Annotated in this window: 11 protein-coding genes; 2 read left to right on the forward strand and 9 right to left on the reverse strand. The window is 42.2% G+C overall.

Going from position 1 to position 14,942, the window contains the following annotated elements:
- Positions 1–2 precede the first annotated feature (2 nt).
- Genes DJ568_RS09175 through DJ568_RS09200 form a run of 6 tightly spaced genes read right to left on the reverse strand, consistent with a single transcriptional unit; the run spans position 3 to position 7,003 of the window.
- On the reverse strand, positions 3–1,382 hold the full coding sequence (locus tag DJ568_RS09175) for an FGGY-family carbohydrate kinase (protein WP_114004964.1): 1,380 nt from the start codon (positions 1,380–1,382) through the stop codon (positions 3–5).
- An 11-nt stretch (positions 1,383–1,393) separates the two neighbouring features.
- Complete coding sequence (locus tag DJ568_RS09180) at positions 1,394–2,668, reverse strand: TIM barrel protein (protein ID WP_114004965.1); 1,275 nt, start codon at positions 2,666–2,668, stop codon at positions 1,394–1,396.
- Positions 2,669–2,717: 49 nt separating this feature from the next.
- Positions 2,718–3,749 (reverse strand): GntR family transcriptional regulator, encoded by a 1,032-nt coding sequence (locus tag DJ568_RS09185; RefSeq protein WP_114004966.1) that lies wholly within the window; start codon positions 3,747–3,749, stop codon positions 2,718–2,720.
- A 54-nt stretch (positions 3,750–3,803) separates the two neighbouring features.
- Entirely contained in the window at positions 3,804–5,219 is a 1,416-nt protein-coding gene (locus tag DJ568_RS09190; RefSeq protein WP_114004967.1) for an L-fucose/L-arabinose isomerase family protein, read from the reverse strand.
- Positions 5,220–5,274: 55 nt separating this feature from the next.
- Positions 5,275–5,955 carry a ribulose-phosphate 3-epimerase gene (locus tag DJ568_RS09195; RefSeq protein WP_114004968.1) on the reverse strand — a complete coding sequence of 227 codons (681 nt, stop codon included), beginning with the start codon at positions 5,953–5,955 and terminating at the stop codon, positions 5,275–5,277.
- Positions 5,948–7,003, reverse strand: coding sequence for a zinc-binding dehydrogenase (locus DJ568_RS09200; protein WP_114004969.1), 1,056 nt, complete (start codon positions 7,001–7,003; stop codon positions 5,948–5,950). The genes DJ568_RS09195 and DJ568_RS09200 overlap by 8 nt, the downstream gene beginning before the upstream one ends.
- Positions 7,004–7,112: 109 nt before the next feature.
- On the opposite strand from DJ568_RS09200, the gene DJ568_RS09205 reads away from it, so the two are divergent.
- A complete protein-coding gene (locus DJ568_RS09205; RefSeq protein WP_114004970.1) occupies positions 7,113–8,156 on the forward strand; it encodes a galactitol-1-phosphate 5-dehydrogenase in 1,044 nt (347 codons plus the stop codon).
- A gap of 1 nt (position 8,157) precedes the next feature.
- Complete coding sequence (locus DJ568_RS09210) at positions 8,158–9,060, forward strand: TIM barrel protein (RefSeq protein WP_114004971.1); 903 nt, start codon at positions 8,158–8,160, stop codon at positions 9,058–9,060.
- A 53-nt stretch (positions 9,061–9,113) separates the two neighbouring features.
- Here DJ568_RS09210 and DJ568_RS09215 read toward each other — a convergent pair whose 3' ends face one another.
- From DJ568_RS09215 to DJ568_RS09225, 3 genes are all read right to left on the reverse strand, one after another.
- Positions 9,114–9,893, reverse strand: coding sequence for a DeoR/GlpR family DNA-binding transcription regulator (locus DJ568_RS09215; RefSeq protein ID WP_114004972.1), 780 nt, complete (start codon positions 9,891–9,893; stop codon positions 9,114–9,116).
- Between the two features lie 128 nt (positions 9,894–10,021).
- Positions 10,022–13,144: a SusC/RagA family TonB-linked outer membrane protein gene (locus DJ568_RS09220; RefSeq protein WP_114004973.1), complete on the reverse strand. Its 3,123-nt coding sequence runs from the start codon at positions 13,142–13,144 to the stop codon at positions 10,022–10,024.
- A 25-nt stretch (positions 13,145–13,169) separates the two neighbouring features.
- A complete protein-coding gene (locus DJ568_RS09225; protein WP_233496664.1) occupies positions 13,170–14,936 on the reverse strand; it encodes a RagB/SusD family nutrient uptake outer membrane protein in 1,767 nt (588 codons plus the stop codon).
- Positions 14,937–14,942: the final 6 nt, after the last annotated feature.

Genomic DNA, 14,942 nt, shown 5'->3' on the forward strand with positions numbered 1-14,942 from the left:
TTTTAGTTTGAAGGCACGTGAGTATTGCCTACAAAATAATTTAGCTCTATAAGGTTTGAGGGCAGTGGTTTACTATTCCACGCTTTGTGGAGGGATATAGCTGCGCCTAAGGCGGTTGACTGAGCCATCGACGCGGCGAATACTTCCATTTCAGGCAGTGCTATCGCTAACAAATTCATAAATACCTTGTTTTTACTAAAGCCTCCGTCAACAAATATTCGTTTGGCATTGGTGCCGGTCAAAATCATTCCCGTTGATTTCACCTGCAGGTTAACCAAATCCGTTACCAGCTGATGGTAAGCTTCGATATCGTTTTCAAAAGCGTTCAAATCCCTCATTCCAAATGCGGATACCTTACCCTGGGGAGTGGGTTGATTATTACTTGGATTAAGCTTGTTTATGATAGCTGCATCGAAAACCACATCACGATATTTGATTGCATCAGTTCCAAAATGCTCAGAGATTCTTTTAACTTGTTGCTCATGCTCGTTTCCTGAAAAAACCCGGGCCGCCTTTACAGGTTTGCCCTCATATTGCAAATAACACAAGCAGTCGTCCATAAGCTCGCCATTACTTAATGGTTGATGATTAAACGGATTTAAGCTGATACACCACGTACCGGTAGATATCAATACAAATGGTTCGTTAAAGTTTACCAGGTAAGGAACCAATGCGGCAGAGCTATCATGTAAACCTACTCCAATTTTTAAAGCATTGCCCGGAAACAAGGGATCAAAAACACTATCGGTAGGTTCAATTGGTGCAAGGATATCCGAAATTCCTTCCTGCGCTACCCAGTTGTGATAGCTTCGTTTCTCAAAATCCCACAAACCTGTATGGCAGCCGATGCTTGTAATATCTGAGCAAGCTTTGCCCGATAACAAAAAGCTCAGATACTGCGGCAGATGCAAAGCGTATTCTACCTTTTTATAAATACCGGGTTGTGTGTGCTTTAATCGGTAAAGCTGTAATCCTGAATTAAGACTACCAGAGGGGGGCGATGCCGTTGTTATACTAAATTGCTGTTTACCGCCATATTTACTATAGAAATCATCACTTATATGGTCCGGGTACGGTTTCAGATAATTATACATAGGACACAAAGGGTTACCTTCGTCGTCTATATATACCAGGCTAGCTCCGTAAGAAGAAAAGTTAACCGCCTTAACATCAAATTGTTTTAGCCGGAATACCTCGCTTAACGAGTCGAACACAGATAGTCTTAAGCTCTCAATGTTTTCGCAGGGAAAGCCGTCCTCATCTACAGTTTCAATAAAACGTGCCGACTTTTCGTAAACAATCTTGTAATCCTCATCAAATAAAAACAGTTTTTTATTTGTTTTTCCAACATCAAAAACCGCAATTACAGGTATTCCGCTCATTTGTAATTGTATTATAATCCCCGGGCAACTGATCTCGATCCACGTTCCCTAATCAGATTTTCACGCACTCCTAAACTCCTGTATGCTTTTAATGGATCTAACGCCCCGCCTATTCTAAAGCTAGCTTCAGCAATCAGCGGGCGTACATCAGTGCGATAAGCATGTTGCAAAATTTCCTGTGCGTGTACAACGTCATTATTTAGCTGCGCTGTCAATAAAGCTTGCTTGTCAACCAGCAGCGCTTGTGAATAAGCAATCTTTATAGCCTGCACCGATTGTATCAGATCCTCTATCGGGTCTTTTATATTATGCGATGCATCTATCATCCAACCAATTGACGTGGCATGATCCATACCCTTTGAATCCATGCCCTCAACCAATTCATTAAAAATAAGAAACAACTGGTAAGGGTTTATACTGCCTACGGTAAGATCGTCATCGCTATATTTCGAGTCATTAAAGTGAAAACCTGCCAGGTTATCCTTCATTAATAATAATGATACTATCTGCTCAATATTAGCGCCTTGTAAATGGTGTCCCAGGTCAACCAGCGTTTGGGCCTTTGGCCCGAGCGCGGTCGATAACAAGTAAGCCTGGCCCCAGTCGCCAATAGTTGTTGAATAAAAATTTGGTTCATACGGCTTATATTCTACCCAAACCTTCCAGTCGGCGGGTAAAGCGTCATATATTTCTCTTAAACTTTCCAATGTATTTTCAAAAGCGTGCCTGAAGTTTAATTGTCCCGGAAAATTCGAGCCGTCTGCAAGCCAAACAGATAGCGCTTTGGAACCGAGCTCATCTCCATATTTAATCACTTCAATATTGTGTTCAACGGCCTGTTTTCGCACGGCTTTGTCCACATGATGCAAGGAGCCGAACTTATAGCTTAAGTTTTGATCTTTTTGATCCTGAAAGGTATTTGAATTTACAGCATCGAAGTGTAATCCATGTTCCGAAGCTAAGGCTTTTATGTTGGCTGCATCACCGGGAATATCCCACGGAATATGCAGAGATATTGAATTGCTTGATTTGTTAAGCGCATGTATTATACCCACATCTTCAATTTTTTCTTCGAGGCTTCTGGGCTCGCCGGTGCCCGAGAAACGACCAAAGCGTGTGCCGCCGGTTCCTAACGCCCAGCTAGGTATGGCTACGTTGAAGGCTGCCAGTTTAGTCATTACATCCTCCAGGGCAGCTATATCTTCGGCAACAAAATCAAACTTCCTTCTGTGTGCTTTTAGTTCCAGATGGTTAAGTTCATCTATCCGGTTATTCTCTATCTTCATAATATTAACTTAATGGTTTTTAAAAGTGTGATTTGATTAGGTTTTACGGTTACAATGAGGGCCTCAGCCTTAAATAAAAGGGCACCTGCAATCTTTCTCTCGAATTTCCGAGGACAAGGCCGGCCGCTAAACGGCCCATTTCATAAAAATCGGTCGAGATAGTAGTTATACCTTTAAGAATTAGTTTTTTAAGAGGAGTTTCATTGTATGATATAATTCCAACCTGACGACCAATGACCAGTTTCACCCTATTGATCTTTTCAATAGTAGTTACCAGGTCATCCTCCATTAAAATAATATACACCTCCCCTTCGGAGATATCCTCGTTATCAATATCATGTACAATTTTATAATTATACTGATACTGATTGCAAAACTTCACAAAGCCTCGTAATATATCTATAGGAAAGCAGTGCCGTTTAGAGCATATTATTTTTATGGTATGGTATTTCTTTATCCTTACAAGCGCTTTCTCTAGCGCACCATATATGTCAGCTTCAAAATCCTGAAAAACACCGCTATACTCGTCATGTATTCCCGGAACGGGTTTATCAAGTAATATTATTTTATCTTTCTTGATATTACTTATCGTTTGGTATACATCATCCTCGCCATGTGATAAATCAGGAATGATCACATAGTGTGCATAATCGTTTTTCTTTTCGTGTATCAGCTTTTTAAATAGGGTAAAATCGTTATTATATACATACAAATCAACTGCATTATTGTCTCCTATTGCTTCAACGAAGGCATCATACAATATGGTTTTGTGCGGGCTAAGCTTATTAAACAATAGGAGTATTTTTCGTTGTCGCGGGCAGGCGGCGGGCGAAATAAAATACCCCTTGCTAGGCACTGATTCTATTATCCCCTTTTTTCTTAGATATCTATACGCCTTCTCAACCGTATTTCTCGATATTTCCAGTTTGCAACTCAGTTCGTTGATAGATGGTAGCGTATCATTCGCCTCGATACTTCCCGACTCAATGGAATTGATGATTGAATTGCACAGCTGTAAATATTTAGGTGTGGCTGCAAGCCTGTTAATATGTATGTGTTCAACAATCGTGGCTATTTTCATTATCTGGCTCAACTACGCTTATAACATTTATTTACAGATGACTTGCGGCAATATTTAGCAGATATGTACAGTTTTGATATTTAGTATTGTACCTAACTTTTCTATTTTAGAAGCGATATGCCCTACGCCTATAGCACAGTGGTGTGACGGGCCCTCTTTAGACCATCTGTTAACAAACTCCTTAGCACCTATCGGGAAACGGTAGCGGCTATTGGTATTCCCTATCTGTAAAATGGGTCCTTCAACAGATTCACCTTCGGCAACCAAAAGGAAAATCCCTTCTCTGCCCTCTACAACTGACAAAAGAGTAACCGGGCCGTGCTGCACCGACATTTGGATAGAAAGCCCTTTACCCGGCTTACCATGATAAACGGGCAATGGCACCAGGTTTACGCGCCCCTCTGCAATGGCAAAATGGGCCGGGCCGTCATGTCCCAGCATTACTATGTCATCGTTAAAATCCATTGCGTAATATTCAGAAAATGAACCACCGGCGCCAAAAGCATCCATTATCTTCATCGCCTGTACATTTTTTACTTCGCATTCGCCCGCTACCGGAACATTACGGCCGGTTAACAAAGTATTGCCCGCAATTACCGATGTAACGATATTTTCATAATCGTTGCCCGACTCTCCTTCATAGTAGTAGGCCATTGAACCGAGGTTATGGTTCTCTACCAATTTATCTAATGCTATTGAAGTGCGCGCAGCCCGCTCAATCTCTATCGGGTCGCATTCTTCAGACACATCAAACTTGCTGTTAAATTCCTCTATCTTAGCTGCAATTTCTTCAGCGGTTACAGCATCCCGGTACTTTTTCACTTCGCACATTTCCACAATCTCTATATGGGTACCAAATGTTATTGCATGCCGGGTAAGGTCGGCGTATACATCAAGCATACCATGAAAATGATGGCCCAAGACACCCAAACGGTTATTACGCATCACATAAGTAACCTTTGCGGCGTCTATCCAATCGCCTATTTCTTTCCAGGCTTCAGGGTCGTCCAGCCAGCCTGTAATAAAGTCATATTTAAGTCCCGCATTATTAAACACGCAGGCAATTTCTGGCACTGGGCAGGCCTGGCAATAAGCCAACCACTCACCGGTCATCTTTCCGCGGTCACCCAGCTTGTTAAAATTTTCGTAATCGATAGCCTTTACAGGTTGCAGGTTTAATATTATTACAGGCACATTTAAACGGCGCGCTACCGGCAACACGGTGTGCGACAATGCGTAGGTAGACACGAATAAAAATACTATCTCTACATCGCTGTTTTTTAAGTACTCTCCAGCCACATTAGCTTTTTCTACAGTATCTACCAGGCCGGCATCTACTATATTCACATCATATCCCTTCATTCTATCACTAATGTATTCCTGGTAACCCAGCAAACGTTCGTGAAGTCCGGGGAATTGCGGCCAATAAGTATCCAGCCCTATGCCAAATAGTCCAATATTTATACTCATTTAATTGTTGTTTTTGGGTTTATACTTTGTTTTTTAATGTAAATAGCTAATACAATTATTCCGCACTAATTGTACTTAATAAACTTTTTAGCCTGCTCATGCTTTTAACCCGGTCCTGGTTTGCGCCAAGCACGGATGATGTCCCTACCACCAAAATCTCAGCGCCGGCTTCAATCATGCCCGGAATATTGTCCCAACTTACGTTTCCATCAATCTCTATTTCGGCGTTACTTTCAAATTTGTTAAGCCAGTACCTAACTTCTTTTATTTTATCAATGCAAAAAGCCAGCAAGGGCTGTCCTGCATACCCCGGGTTAACACTCATAACGCACACCTGGTCAACAAGTGGCAGTAAATGTTTTAATGAATCAATAGGCAATGCCGGGTCAATGGCCAGTCCTGGTTTACAACCCGCCTGCCGTATGCGCTGTATGGTGCGTACCGGGTGCCTGCTGGTTTCGGGATGGAAGGTAACTATTGAGCCCGGGATTGAACAAAAAATATCAAGGTAGTTATCTACATCTTCAACCATTAAGTGAAAATCAAGCGGAATATCTGAATAACTAACCAATGATTTTGCAAAGTCAATACCTAATGTGAAGTTCGGCACGTACCGGCCGTCCATTATATCTACATGCAGCAAGTCAATATCAAATTGCTTGAACACATCTAATTCTGACTTAACATCTAAAAAGTTTACGCACATCATTGATGGCGCTATTTTTATCTTACTCACCTTGCTGGGGTTTTACAATTACCTTCATCCCTGCTCTTGACTCGTGATACATAAAAGCGTCCTGTATTTCGCTAAGCGGGAAGGTTTTTGATATGTATTTTTTTGCCGAAATTTTGCCGGCAGCTAATAGTTGTACCGCTTTCTCCACATCGGGCAATGTTGAGCCATGGCTGCCCATGATAAAACATTCTTTATAATGTATCCGGTTTGAGTCAATCACAAGCGGCGGTTGGTTTTTAAGGCCGGCAAATAAATTTACGTAGCCTCGTTTTTTTACAATTTTAATAGCGTCTTCCTGCGCCTGGGTTGTGCCTGCTGTTGTAATTACCAAATCAACTCCCTCGCCGTCTGTTTCCTTTAACACTGTTTCAACCAGATCTTCTTCCTCAGTAGCAATAAACCGTGCATCAGGCAAAAATTCACGCGCCATGTCAAGGCGCTTACGTGACCGCTGTGCTGCAAAAACCTTGCTTGCACCAAAGTATTTCGATAGTTCCAGTATCATGCAGCCAATAGGACCTAATCCAATAACGCAAATGCTTTTTCCCAGGCTCATTTGTGCAAGTTCAAGCCCGTGTATGGCGCATGCCAGCGGCTCTGCTATACAGGCTTCGTCGTAGCTAAGCGTGTCCGGAATCTTAACGATAGGACCATATTTTACGGTAAAATCATCCAGCTTCATTTTTTGCTGAAAAGCCCCGTCAAGCTGGTACCCTATGGCATAATTCTCAGGACAAAGGTTGCCCATCCCTTTTAAAGTATACTCTCTACCGCTTTCCATATCCGGTACGTCGGCGCCAATTACTATTCTGTCGCCTACTTGCAGGTTGCTTACATCTTTACCAACCTGCGTAACCACTCCGGCTACTTCATGGCCAATTACTGTTGGTGTAGTTACCCGTAGATTTCCATAACGAAATATCCTTACATCAGAACCACAAACCGACACTGACTGGGGTTCAATTATAGCCTCTCCATCTCCGCATACCGGGTCAGGACGATCTTGCACAGTGATCAAGTTTAATTCTTCGAGAACAGCAGATTTCATGTAGTTTGATTTAAATTTGATTATAATTTGATTAATACAGCATCAAAAGTAACAATTTTTGCATCTATTCAAATATTTTTGATTTATTTTGTGAGAAATTTATAATTACATGAAAGCATTAGTACTTGAAAGTGATAAAATCCTAACTGTTCATGACCGTGAAATGCCACAGCGCATCCGTCCAAACGATATTTTAATAAAAGTTGCAGCCTGTGGGGTATGCGGTTCAGATATTCCAAGAGGGTTCCAGGCAGGGGCATACCACTATCCCCTGGTGATGGGACATGAATTTAGCGGCGTGGTAGCGGAAGACAAACATCCAAGTAATTTTACCAAAGGTGATAAAGTGGCTATATTCCCATTAATGCCTTGTAACACCTGCGCACCCTGCCAAACCGGCGATTATGCACAGTGTTTAAACTATAACTACTTTGGCTCGCGTTGTGATGGCGGTTTTTCAGAATATTTATTTATACCTGAACGTAATCTTTTTAAAATACCAGAGCACGTAAATATTTTGCACGCTGCTATGGTTGAGCCAGCTGCAGTAGCCTTGCATGGTGTACGTAAACTCAACATCAAGGCCGGCGATACGGGATTGGTTTTTGGAGCTGGCCCTATAGGCAACATGACGGCGCAATGGCTAAGGATACACGGCTGCAAAAAAGTGATTATTGCCGACATTGACGACAAAAAATTAGAAATAGCAGCCGATATGGGCTTTGAAGCGATTAACAGCAAACGCAAAGATGCGGTAAAGTTAACCGAAGAACTTACTGATGGAAGAGGTGCCGACCGCGTAGTAGAAGCGGTAGGCATGCCTGCCACTTTTTTGCAGGCCATACAAGCAACTGCCAGGTTTGGCGAAGTTGTTTTTATGGGTAATATACATGGCACGTTTTCTATAGGCGAAAAAGACTTTTCAAATATTTTACGAAAAGAGCTGACCATCTATGGTACCTGGAACTCTAAAATAGTGCCTGTTGGCACCGATGACTGGACAACCGTGTTAAAATATATGGATAGAGAGCTGGAGGTAGGCCCGCTGATATCAGACCTTCCGTCCCTTGACGAGGGACAGTCTATATTTAACAGTATTATAAATAAAAATAAGTTTCACAATAAAGTGATTTTCAAAATCGCAAACGACTAAAATGATAAAATTAGGTATAAAAACAGACCCAATTAATAACAGGTTCAGCTTTGAATGGCTTTTTGACCTTTTAAAAGAAGAGGGAATCAAATTCGTTCAACTAGGCACATTTTCAGAAATATACACTTTAGAGGATGATTATTTCCATCATTTAAAAGAGAGCGCCGTTGCCAGGGGCCTACACATTAAGAGCGCGTTTACCTCATTTCGCGAATTGGGGGGCTTTTTTTACGGAAATAAGTATATGGAACGCGCCGCCCGTAAAAATTTTGAACGTTATATAGAAGTAGCTTCAATTTTAGGTGTTGACTATTGCGGCTCAAATCCAGGCGCCGTGTACCGCGACCAGATGCATTTAAAGAGCGAGGGCATAACGTGTTACTTAACACATATGAAAGAGTTAATGAGCTTTGCTTATGATAAAGGTTTAAAAGGCCTCACCATAGAGCCGATGTCATGCCTGGCCGAGCCTCCTACACTGCCGGCTGAAATGGACCACATGATATCGACACTTATGGATTACCACGAAAGTACACCCGGAACTGTGCCGGTTTACCTGTGTGGAGATATAAGCCACGGATACGCCAATGCCAATAGCGAAATAGTTTACACCAATACCCAATTGTTTGAACATGCAGTAGCTTATATGGCTGAATTTCACTTTAAAAACACTGATAATATGTATAACAGCACCTTTGGTTTTTCGCCTGAGGAGCAACTAAAGGGCGTAATTAATCTTCCGGAACTGAAAAAATTAATATTGGAAAATACGGCCAGATTTCCGGTGGATGAAGTAGTTGGTTACCTGGAAATTAACGGGCCCAAAACCGGAAGAGACTACACAGATATCCTTTTGGAAAACACCTTAAGAACATCGTTAAGGGCCTTGAAAGATTTTTTTTAAACCTTCATCACTGCAAAAACCGGATTAATTTAATCCGGTTTTTTATAAAACTCTTACCTCACTTCAACTACATCCACTCCTTTTTCACCTATCTCGGCAATAAGCTGCGCATTATCAGGATGATGGTTAGTGATTAAAATATCAATTTCTTCAATCGCGCATATCCTGCTCATGCTCACCTTACCAAATTTGCTATGATCGGCAAGCATCACTACTTTCTCACATTGTTCTATTATGGCCTGCTCTGTTTCAACAACCAGTTGATTTGAATTTGTAGCTTGGTCGCCTGAAATACCCTCGACCGATAAAAATGCCCAGTTAGCATTGTATTGTTTTATATTGGCGATTGACTGTGGACCAACCAGCAGACCCGAACTTGGATACATCATTCCGCCTGTAACAAATACTTCAGCTTCAGAATTTTTATATCGTCCTTTATCCATTTGCGAGGCAATCAGTATTGAGTTGGTAATCACCCGAATTTTTTTCTGGGAGAGAAATTTTCCCAGGAAAAAAGTGGTAGTACCCCCATCAATTATAACAATATCACCGTCCTTAACATACGATGCGGCCTCTTCTGCTATCTTGCTCTTCTCTTCGGCAAATAGAGTTTGCCTGTATGATACCGGCGACATAGAGCTTTGATTAGCGGCTGATGTTAAAGCAATTCCTCCCCAGGTTTTCTTTACCTCGCTTTTTACTATCAGTAAATTAAAATCCCTGCGTATTGTGGCCGGCGACGCCTTGAATAGATCACAAGCCTCGCCAACTGTTAATTCATTGTGATGAAGCAAATATTCATTTATCTGTTTAATTCTTTGCTTTTGATTCATTTTAGCGTAAGTATCTGTTATATTATAAATTTAACAATATTAGTTAAATAATCATATTTAAATCAATCTAATCATATTTAACAAAAAATAAGTTACGCTAACTACTAAGCTCGTCAATAAGTAATACATCAAAATCCAACCTGAACGCCTAAGTTTACCACGCGTTGGTTCAGATACGCATCGCCAGCGGTATTGCTGGCAACTTCAGGATCTTGTTGGTATAAATCGTAATTAGTCCAGGTTAACAAATTATAGGCACTTAAATATAACCTTGCGTTATTGATTTTAAAGGGCAATAATTTATTGGGCACCTGATATCCCAACTCCACAGTTTTCAATCGCAGAAATTTCGCATCAATCAAGTAAAAATCTGAAGGGAAAATGGTCCCGCTGTTAACCCCGCCTGATATCGTTGTCAAACGTGGAAACCTTGCCCTTTGGGCATTTTCAGGCGTCCAGCGTTCCAAATGTATAGGTTGCATTTGGCTTACAAACGGATCGATACCGGTATTTTGTATAGCAAAACTATAGCCCTGTGAACCCTGGAAAAGCAAGCTGATACTAAATCCTTTATAATTTGCTCCTAAAGTAAGGCCATAAGTGGTTGTAGGCAGGTTAGGCCTGCCAATCGGCCCTATGTCTCTCGCGTCGATTTTACCGTCGGGCATCGGGTTTCCGTTTTCGTCAAACATCGGATTACCGTTTTCATCAACACGGCCTGCAATATCTTTATATTTTAAATCACCGGGCTGTATGTTATCAAACGGTTTTGCGCTTTTAGCTATGTCTTCCTCATTTTGATAATAGCCTATCCAGGTATAACCGAAAGGCTGCCCTATTGGAGTACCTGTTTGTCTTAAATTTGGATATAACGGGCTTGGTTCATCCAAAAATTCTCTTTTGTTTTTTGCGTAAGAAAATACACCGCTGATGTTTAACTGTACCGCACCAATATTGGGCCTATATGAAATTTGCCCGTCCCACCCACGGTTAGTTACCACTCCAAGGTTTATGGGTGTGGTACCTACACCTATAATTCCTGAAAGTGACTGGCGCACAATTAACTGGTCATACCTTCTGTTATTAAAATAGTCTACAGTTATAGACACCCGATCGTTAAACATATTAATGTCCAAACCAATATCACGCTTAAGCTCTTTTTCCCATGTAACGTTACCATTTCCTGATACAACATCCCCTTCATAAATACTTGGTGATGCAACACTGTGATCAAAGTAGTAATTTGGGCCATTATAGTAAAGAGATTTATATAGGTAACGATTACCCGAAGTTACATCTGATCCAACAGTACCAATCGAGCCTCGCAGCTTAAATATTTCGATAAACGGGAACGCCTTTTTAAAAAACTTCTCCTGCGCAACGTTCCAGCCTGCTGATAATGCAGGAAAGAAACCATAAGGCTCCTGGAACCTGTCAGAACCGTTATAGCCGATATTTACATCAATAAGATACTTTGATGCATAATCATACCCCCCTCTGAATGAGTAACCCCTGAACTTGATTGGCGGGGCCAGTATGCCCGAAAAAAACAATGTAGGTTGCCTGAAAGTTTCGTGGGTTTGATTAAGCAACAAAAGCGAGGAAAAATGATGTTTGCCAAAAAGCCGGTCGTAATCCAGGTATGCCTGAAAATTCACCTTAGTATTATAAATAGGATTATCTCCGCCTACAATCAATGGCGCCAGGGCATGCTTTCCGGATGGGTCAAGCTGATACGTTCCGGTTTCAGAATTGTAATAATATGAAGGAGGACCGCCTGTGCGGTAAACTGACCTAACTATTTGTGAAGTACTGGCGTACGCTATTCGGCCTTTAAAGGTTAGTCCTTGTGTTATAAAATCAAGCCGCTGTGTAGCCCCAAAAAGCACGTTAAAATCTGTTGTGCGTAAACGCTCGTAACCACGTGCGGCCAATCGCGCGTTAAGCGTAGGTTGCTGGGTAGTTGTGCCTCTTGTAAATGCATAACTTCCATCAGAATTTAAAAATGGGGCCGAATACGGATTGCTTAGCCTAAAGTCATATATCTCACCAGTTACGTTAGAGGCGTAAGGGCGATTTGTTTCCCCAAAACGTCCGGTTACATCAAGCCTTAATGCCAGCGTCTTGGTGGCTTGTACATCAAGGTTTGTGCGGAAATTATATCGACGAAAAAAATAATTGCTGTTAACACCGCTCAACTCATCAGAAAAGTCGCGCAGGGCTCCATTCTGTGTCAAAGCCCCCCCTGATATAAAATATTTAACGCCGCTTGTCCCACCGGATATATCAAGATTGGTGTTAGCCTGTAATGAGTACGGTTTAAATATTGATTTGTACCAGTTCACGTCAGGATGCCCGTAAGGATCATCGCCTGTCCTGAAATGCTCCAGGTCTTCCCTGGTAAAGGATGGTAAGGTAGCTCCTGCCCCGTCGTTACTTACTGCTTCATTATTCAGCAGTGCAGTTTGGTAGGCATCCAGAAATTTTGGAGTGCGGGATGGTGACTGCAAGCCGGTTTCAATACGAAGGTTCACCTTCGGCGGCCCCATTGCACCCCTGCGTGTTGTGACGATTAATACGCCGTTTGCCCCTTTAACCCCATAAATAGCTGTGGTAGAAGCATCTTTCAGTATGGATATGTTTTCAATCTCGTTAACATTTATCTGCGATAGTTGCGCATAGGTATATTCGATATCATCTACTATAATCAAAGGCCTGTTGCCTTCGGCATTCAGTGAGCTCACGCCGCGTATAAAAAAGTCTGATGCATCTTGCCCGGGCTGACCAGACCGTTGTTGCGAGAAAAAGCCCGGCAATCTGCCGGCAAGCGTGTTTTGCACGCTTGAAGTAGGTATGTTACGAATGGTACCGCCGGATATTGAACTAACGGAGCCGGTATTGGTAACCCGCTTACGGGTGCCTAAGCCAACAACAACTACCTCTTCCAACCCTTGGGTAGACGGTTGTAAAATAACCTCAATCGGATCGTTTCCGGAAACTTTAATTTCCCGGGTATCATATCCAACAAACTGGAATATAAGTACGTTTGAAGTCCCTCGCAGCGTGATACGAAACTTTCCGCTGCCATCAACAGCTACGCCATTATTGGGTACTCCTTTTTCTCTGACGGTCACCCCTGGAAGGATACCGGTTACATCTTTTACAATTCCGGTTACAACCTTTTGCTGCGCCAACAAGGTAACAGGTAAAAAAAGCGCGATAAATATAAAGACAACTGATATTTTCATCATTTTTTGCAATAATTGGTTATAGGTGTTACCAACCCGGGTTTTGTTTCATGTTTCTATTCCTCACAAGTTCGTTGTAAGGAATCGGGTACAAGTACATCTTAGGCACTGAAAAAGTTGTAGTGAGTACGGGCTCAATTGAGTAGCTGAAGGCGCCGGTATATGGGTCTCTTCGTATAATATACCCTTGCAAGGGTTTATTATACACTTCTTCGGCTATCTTCCAGCGGCGAATATCCCAGTAACGGTGCTCTTCAAAAGCCATTTCAATTCGGCGCTCATTGTAAATAAACTTGCGCATTTCATCCTGGGTCATATCGGTTTTTATACCGTATGCACCCTTGCCGGGCAATATTCCCGCACGCTTTCTTAACTCAATTAAAGCAAGATATACTTCCCTTACAGGGCCCTCGTATTCGTTAAGCGCCTCAGCATAATTGAGTAATACTTCTCCGTATCTGAATATTACAAATGCATGTACCTGGTTTGTAGCATATTCTGTACTCTCCTCAAAGTTGCCTAAAAACTTACGGAGGTAATGGCCTGTTTTGGTTTGCTGGCCAGATCCGCCCGGCTTACTTAGCCCGCCGTTAAAAGTTTCCAGCGAAGCTTTCAACCACCGCGAGCCATTGTGTAATACGGTCATATCCAGCCGCGGGTCACGCCGCTGAGATGAATCAATTCCGGGGCCGTACGGATTTGCTTCGTCGTAATTAGAAGCCGGGTCAGTAATAGGCAACCCATTTATCATGGGGAACGCTTCAACAAGCTCCTGTGTCGGGCTTGTTCGCCCCTGTCCTACACCTTTACCAACACCAACGGGCCCGTTAGCAATTTCAAGGCTCTTGCTGCTTTGTCCGATATGTGCAAGTATAATTTCGTTGTTCCTGTCTAAAAACAATTTATTTAGCATAGGTTCAAGCGAAAAAACCTTTAAATCTATTATTGCTTTTGATGCATCTGCCGCAAGTTTCCACCGTTCTTTATCAAAGTTGGTGTACCCCGTGAGCGGGTTGGCTGGATCGATGTTTCCGCCGTTGAAGAGCGTGCTTGCTGCATATAACAATACCCTTGCTTTTAAGGCCATGGCGGCCCCCTGCGTTACGCGTCCATAGTCAGCATTCACAACAGGGTCTTTCCGCAAATGCATTATCGCAGTGTCGCATTCTGTTACAATGTATTTGATACATTCATCAAAGCTATTCCTGGGAAATTCAACTTCATCGCCTAACTCAAACACCTTATCCCCCAGCAGTGGCATCCCGCCGTATCTTTTTACCAGTTCGAAATACGATATAGCCCTTAAAAAACGCGCCTCGGCTTTCCAGGCGTTTCTAACCAGCCTGTTAGTGCCATCATTAAGTCTGGCATTCATGGGCACCCTATCAATACTCGTTATAAACTCGGTAGCTTTGCGTATAGGTACATAGTAATTACTAAATGCCGGTGCATTTATAGCAGACGAATAGGTGAATGCATCATCAGGGTTAAAGAATGGTGTAAGGCCGCCCGTTACCATCAACTCTACATCACTTTTACTTACTGATGAGGATATGGCATCATCGCTGGCGGCATCTAAAAAATCTCCGCTTATTCGATTAAAGCCGTTAGGCATGTAATAGTACAAATTGGTTAAAAAGTTACTCGCATTTACGCCTGCCGAATCCTTCACGTCAAATACAAAATCTTTGGTCAATGTCTCAACCGGAACTGTTTCTAACGTCCGCTTACACGAGGCAGACGTAATTGCCAACCCCATTGCAGCAATTAATATTTTTGTATGGCCACTCATCATTTTGAA

Source organism: Mucilaginibacter hurinus (assembly GCF_003324525.1).
GTDB lineage: Bacteria > Bacteroidota > Bacteroidia > Sphingobacteriales > Sphingobacteriaceae > Mucilaginibacter > Mucilaginibacter hurinus.

Coding starts and splice junctions, on each gene's coding strand:
- DJ568_RS09175 (WP_114004964.1), bottom strand. CDS start 1,382: ATGAGCGGAATACCTGTAATTGCGGTTTTTGATGTTGGAAAAACAAAT.
- DJ568_RS09180 (WP_114004965.1), bottom strand. CDS start 2,668: ATGAAGATAGAGAATAACCGGATAGATGAACTTAACCATCTGGAACTA.
- DJ568_RS09185 (WP_114004966.1), bottom strand. CDS start 3,749: ATGAAAATAGCCACGATTGTTGAACACATACATATTAACAGGCTTGCA.
- DJ568_RS09190 (WP_114004967.1), bottom strand. CDS start 5,219: ATGAGTATAAATATTGGACTATTTGGCATAGGGCTGGATACTTATTGG.
- DJ568_RS09200 (WP_114004969.1), bottom strand. CDS start 7,003: ATGAAATCTGCTGTTCTCGAAGAATTAAACTTGATCACTGTGCAAGAT.
- DJ568_RS09205 (WP_114004970.1), top strand. CDS start 7,113: ATGAAAGCATTAGTACTTGAAAGTGATAAAATCCTAACTGTTCATGAC.
- DJ568_RS09210 (WP_114004971.1), top strand. CDS start 8,158: ATGATAAAATTAGGTATAAAAACAGACCCAATTAATAACAGGTTCAGC.
- DJ568_RS09215 (WP_114004972.1), bottom strand. CDS start 9,893: ATGAATCAAAAGCAAAGAATTAAACAGATAAATGAATATTTGCTTCAT.
- DJ568_RS09220 (WP_114004973.1), bottom strand. CDS start 13,144: ATGATGAAAATATCAGTTGTCTTTATATTTATCGCGCTTTTTTTACCT.
- DJ568_RS09225 (WP_233496664.1), bottom strand. CDS start 14,936: ATGATGAGTGGCCATACAAAAATATTAATTGCTGCAATGGGGTTGGCA.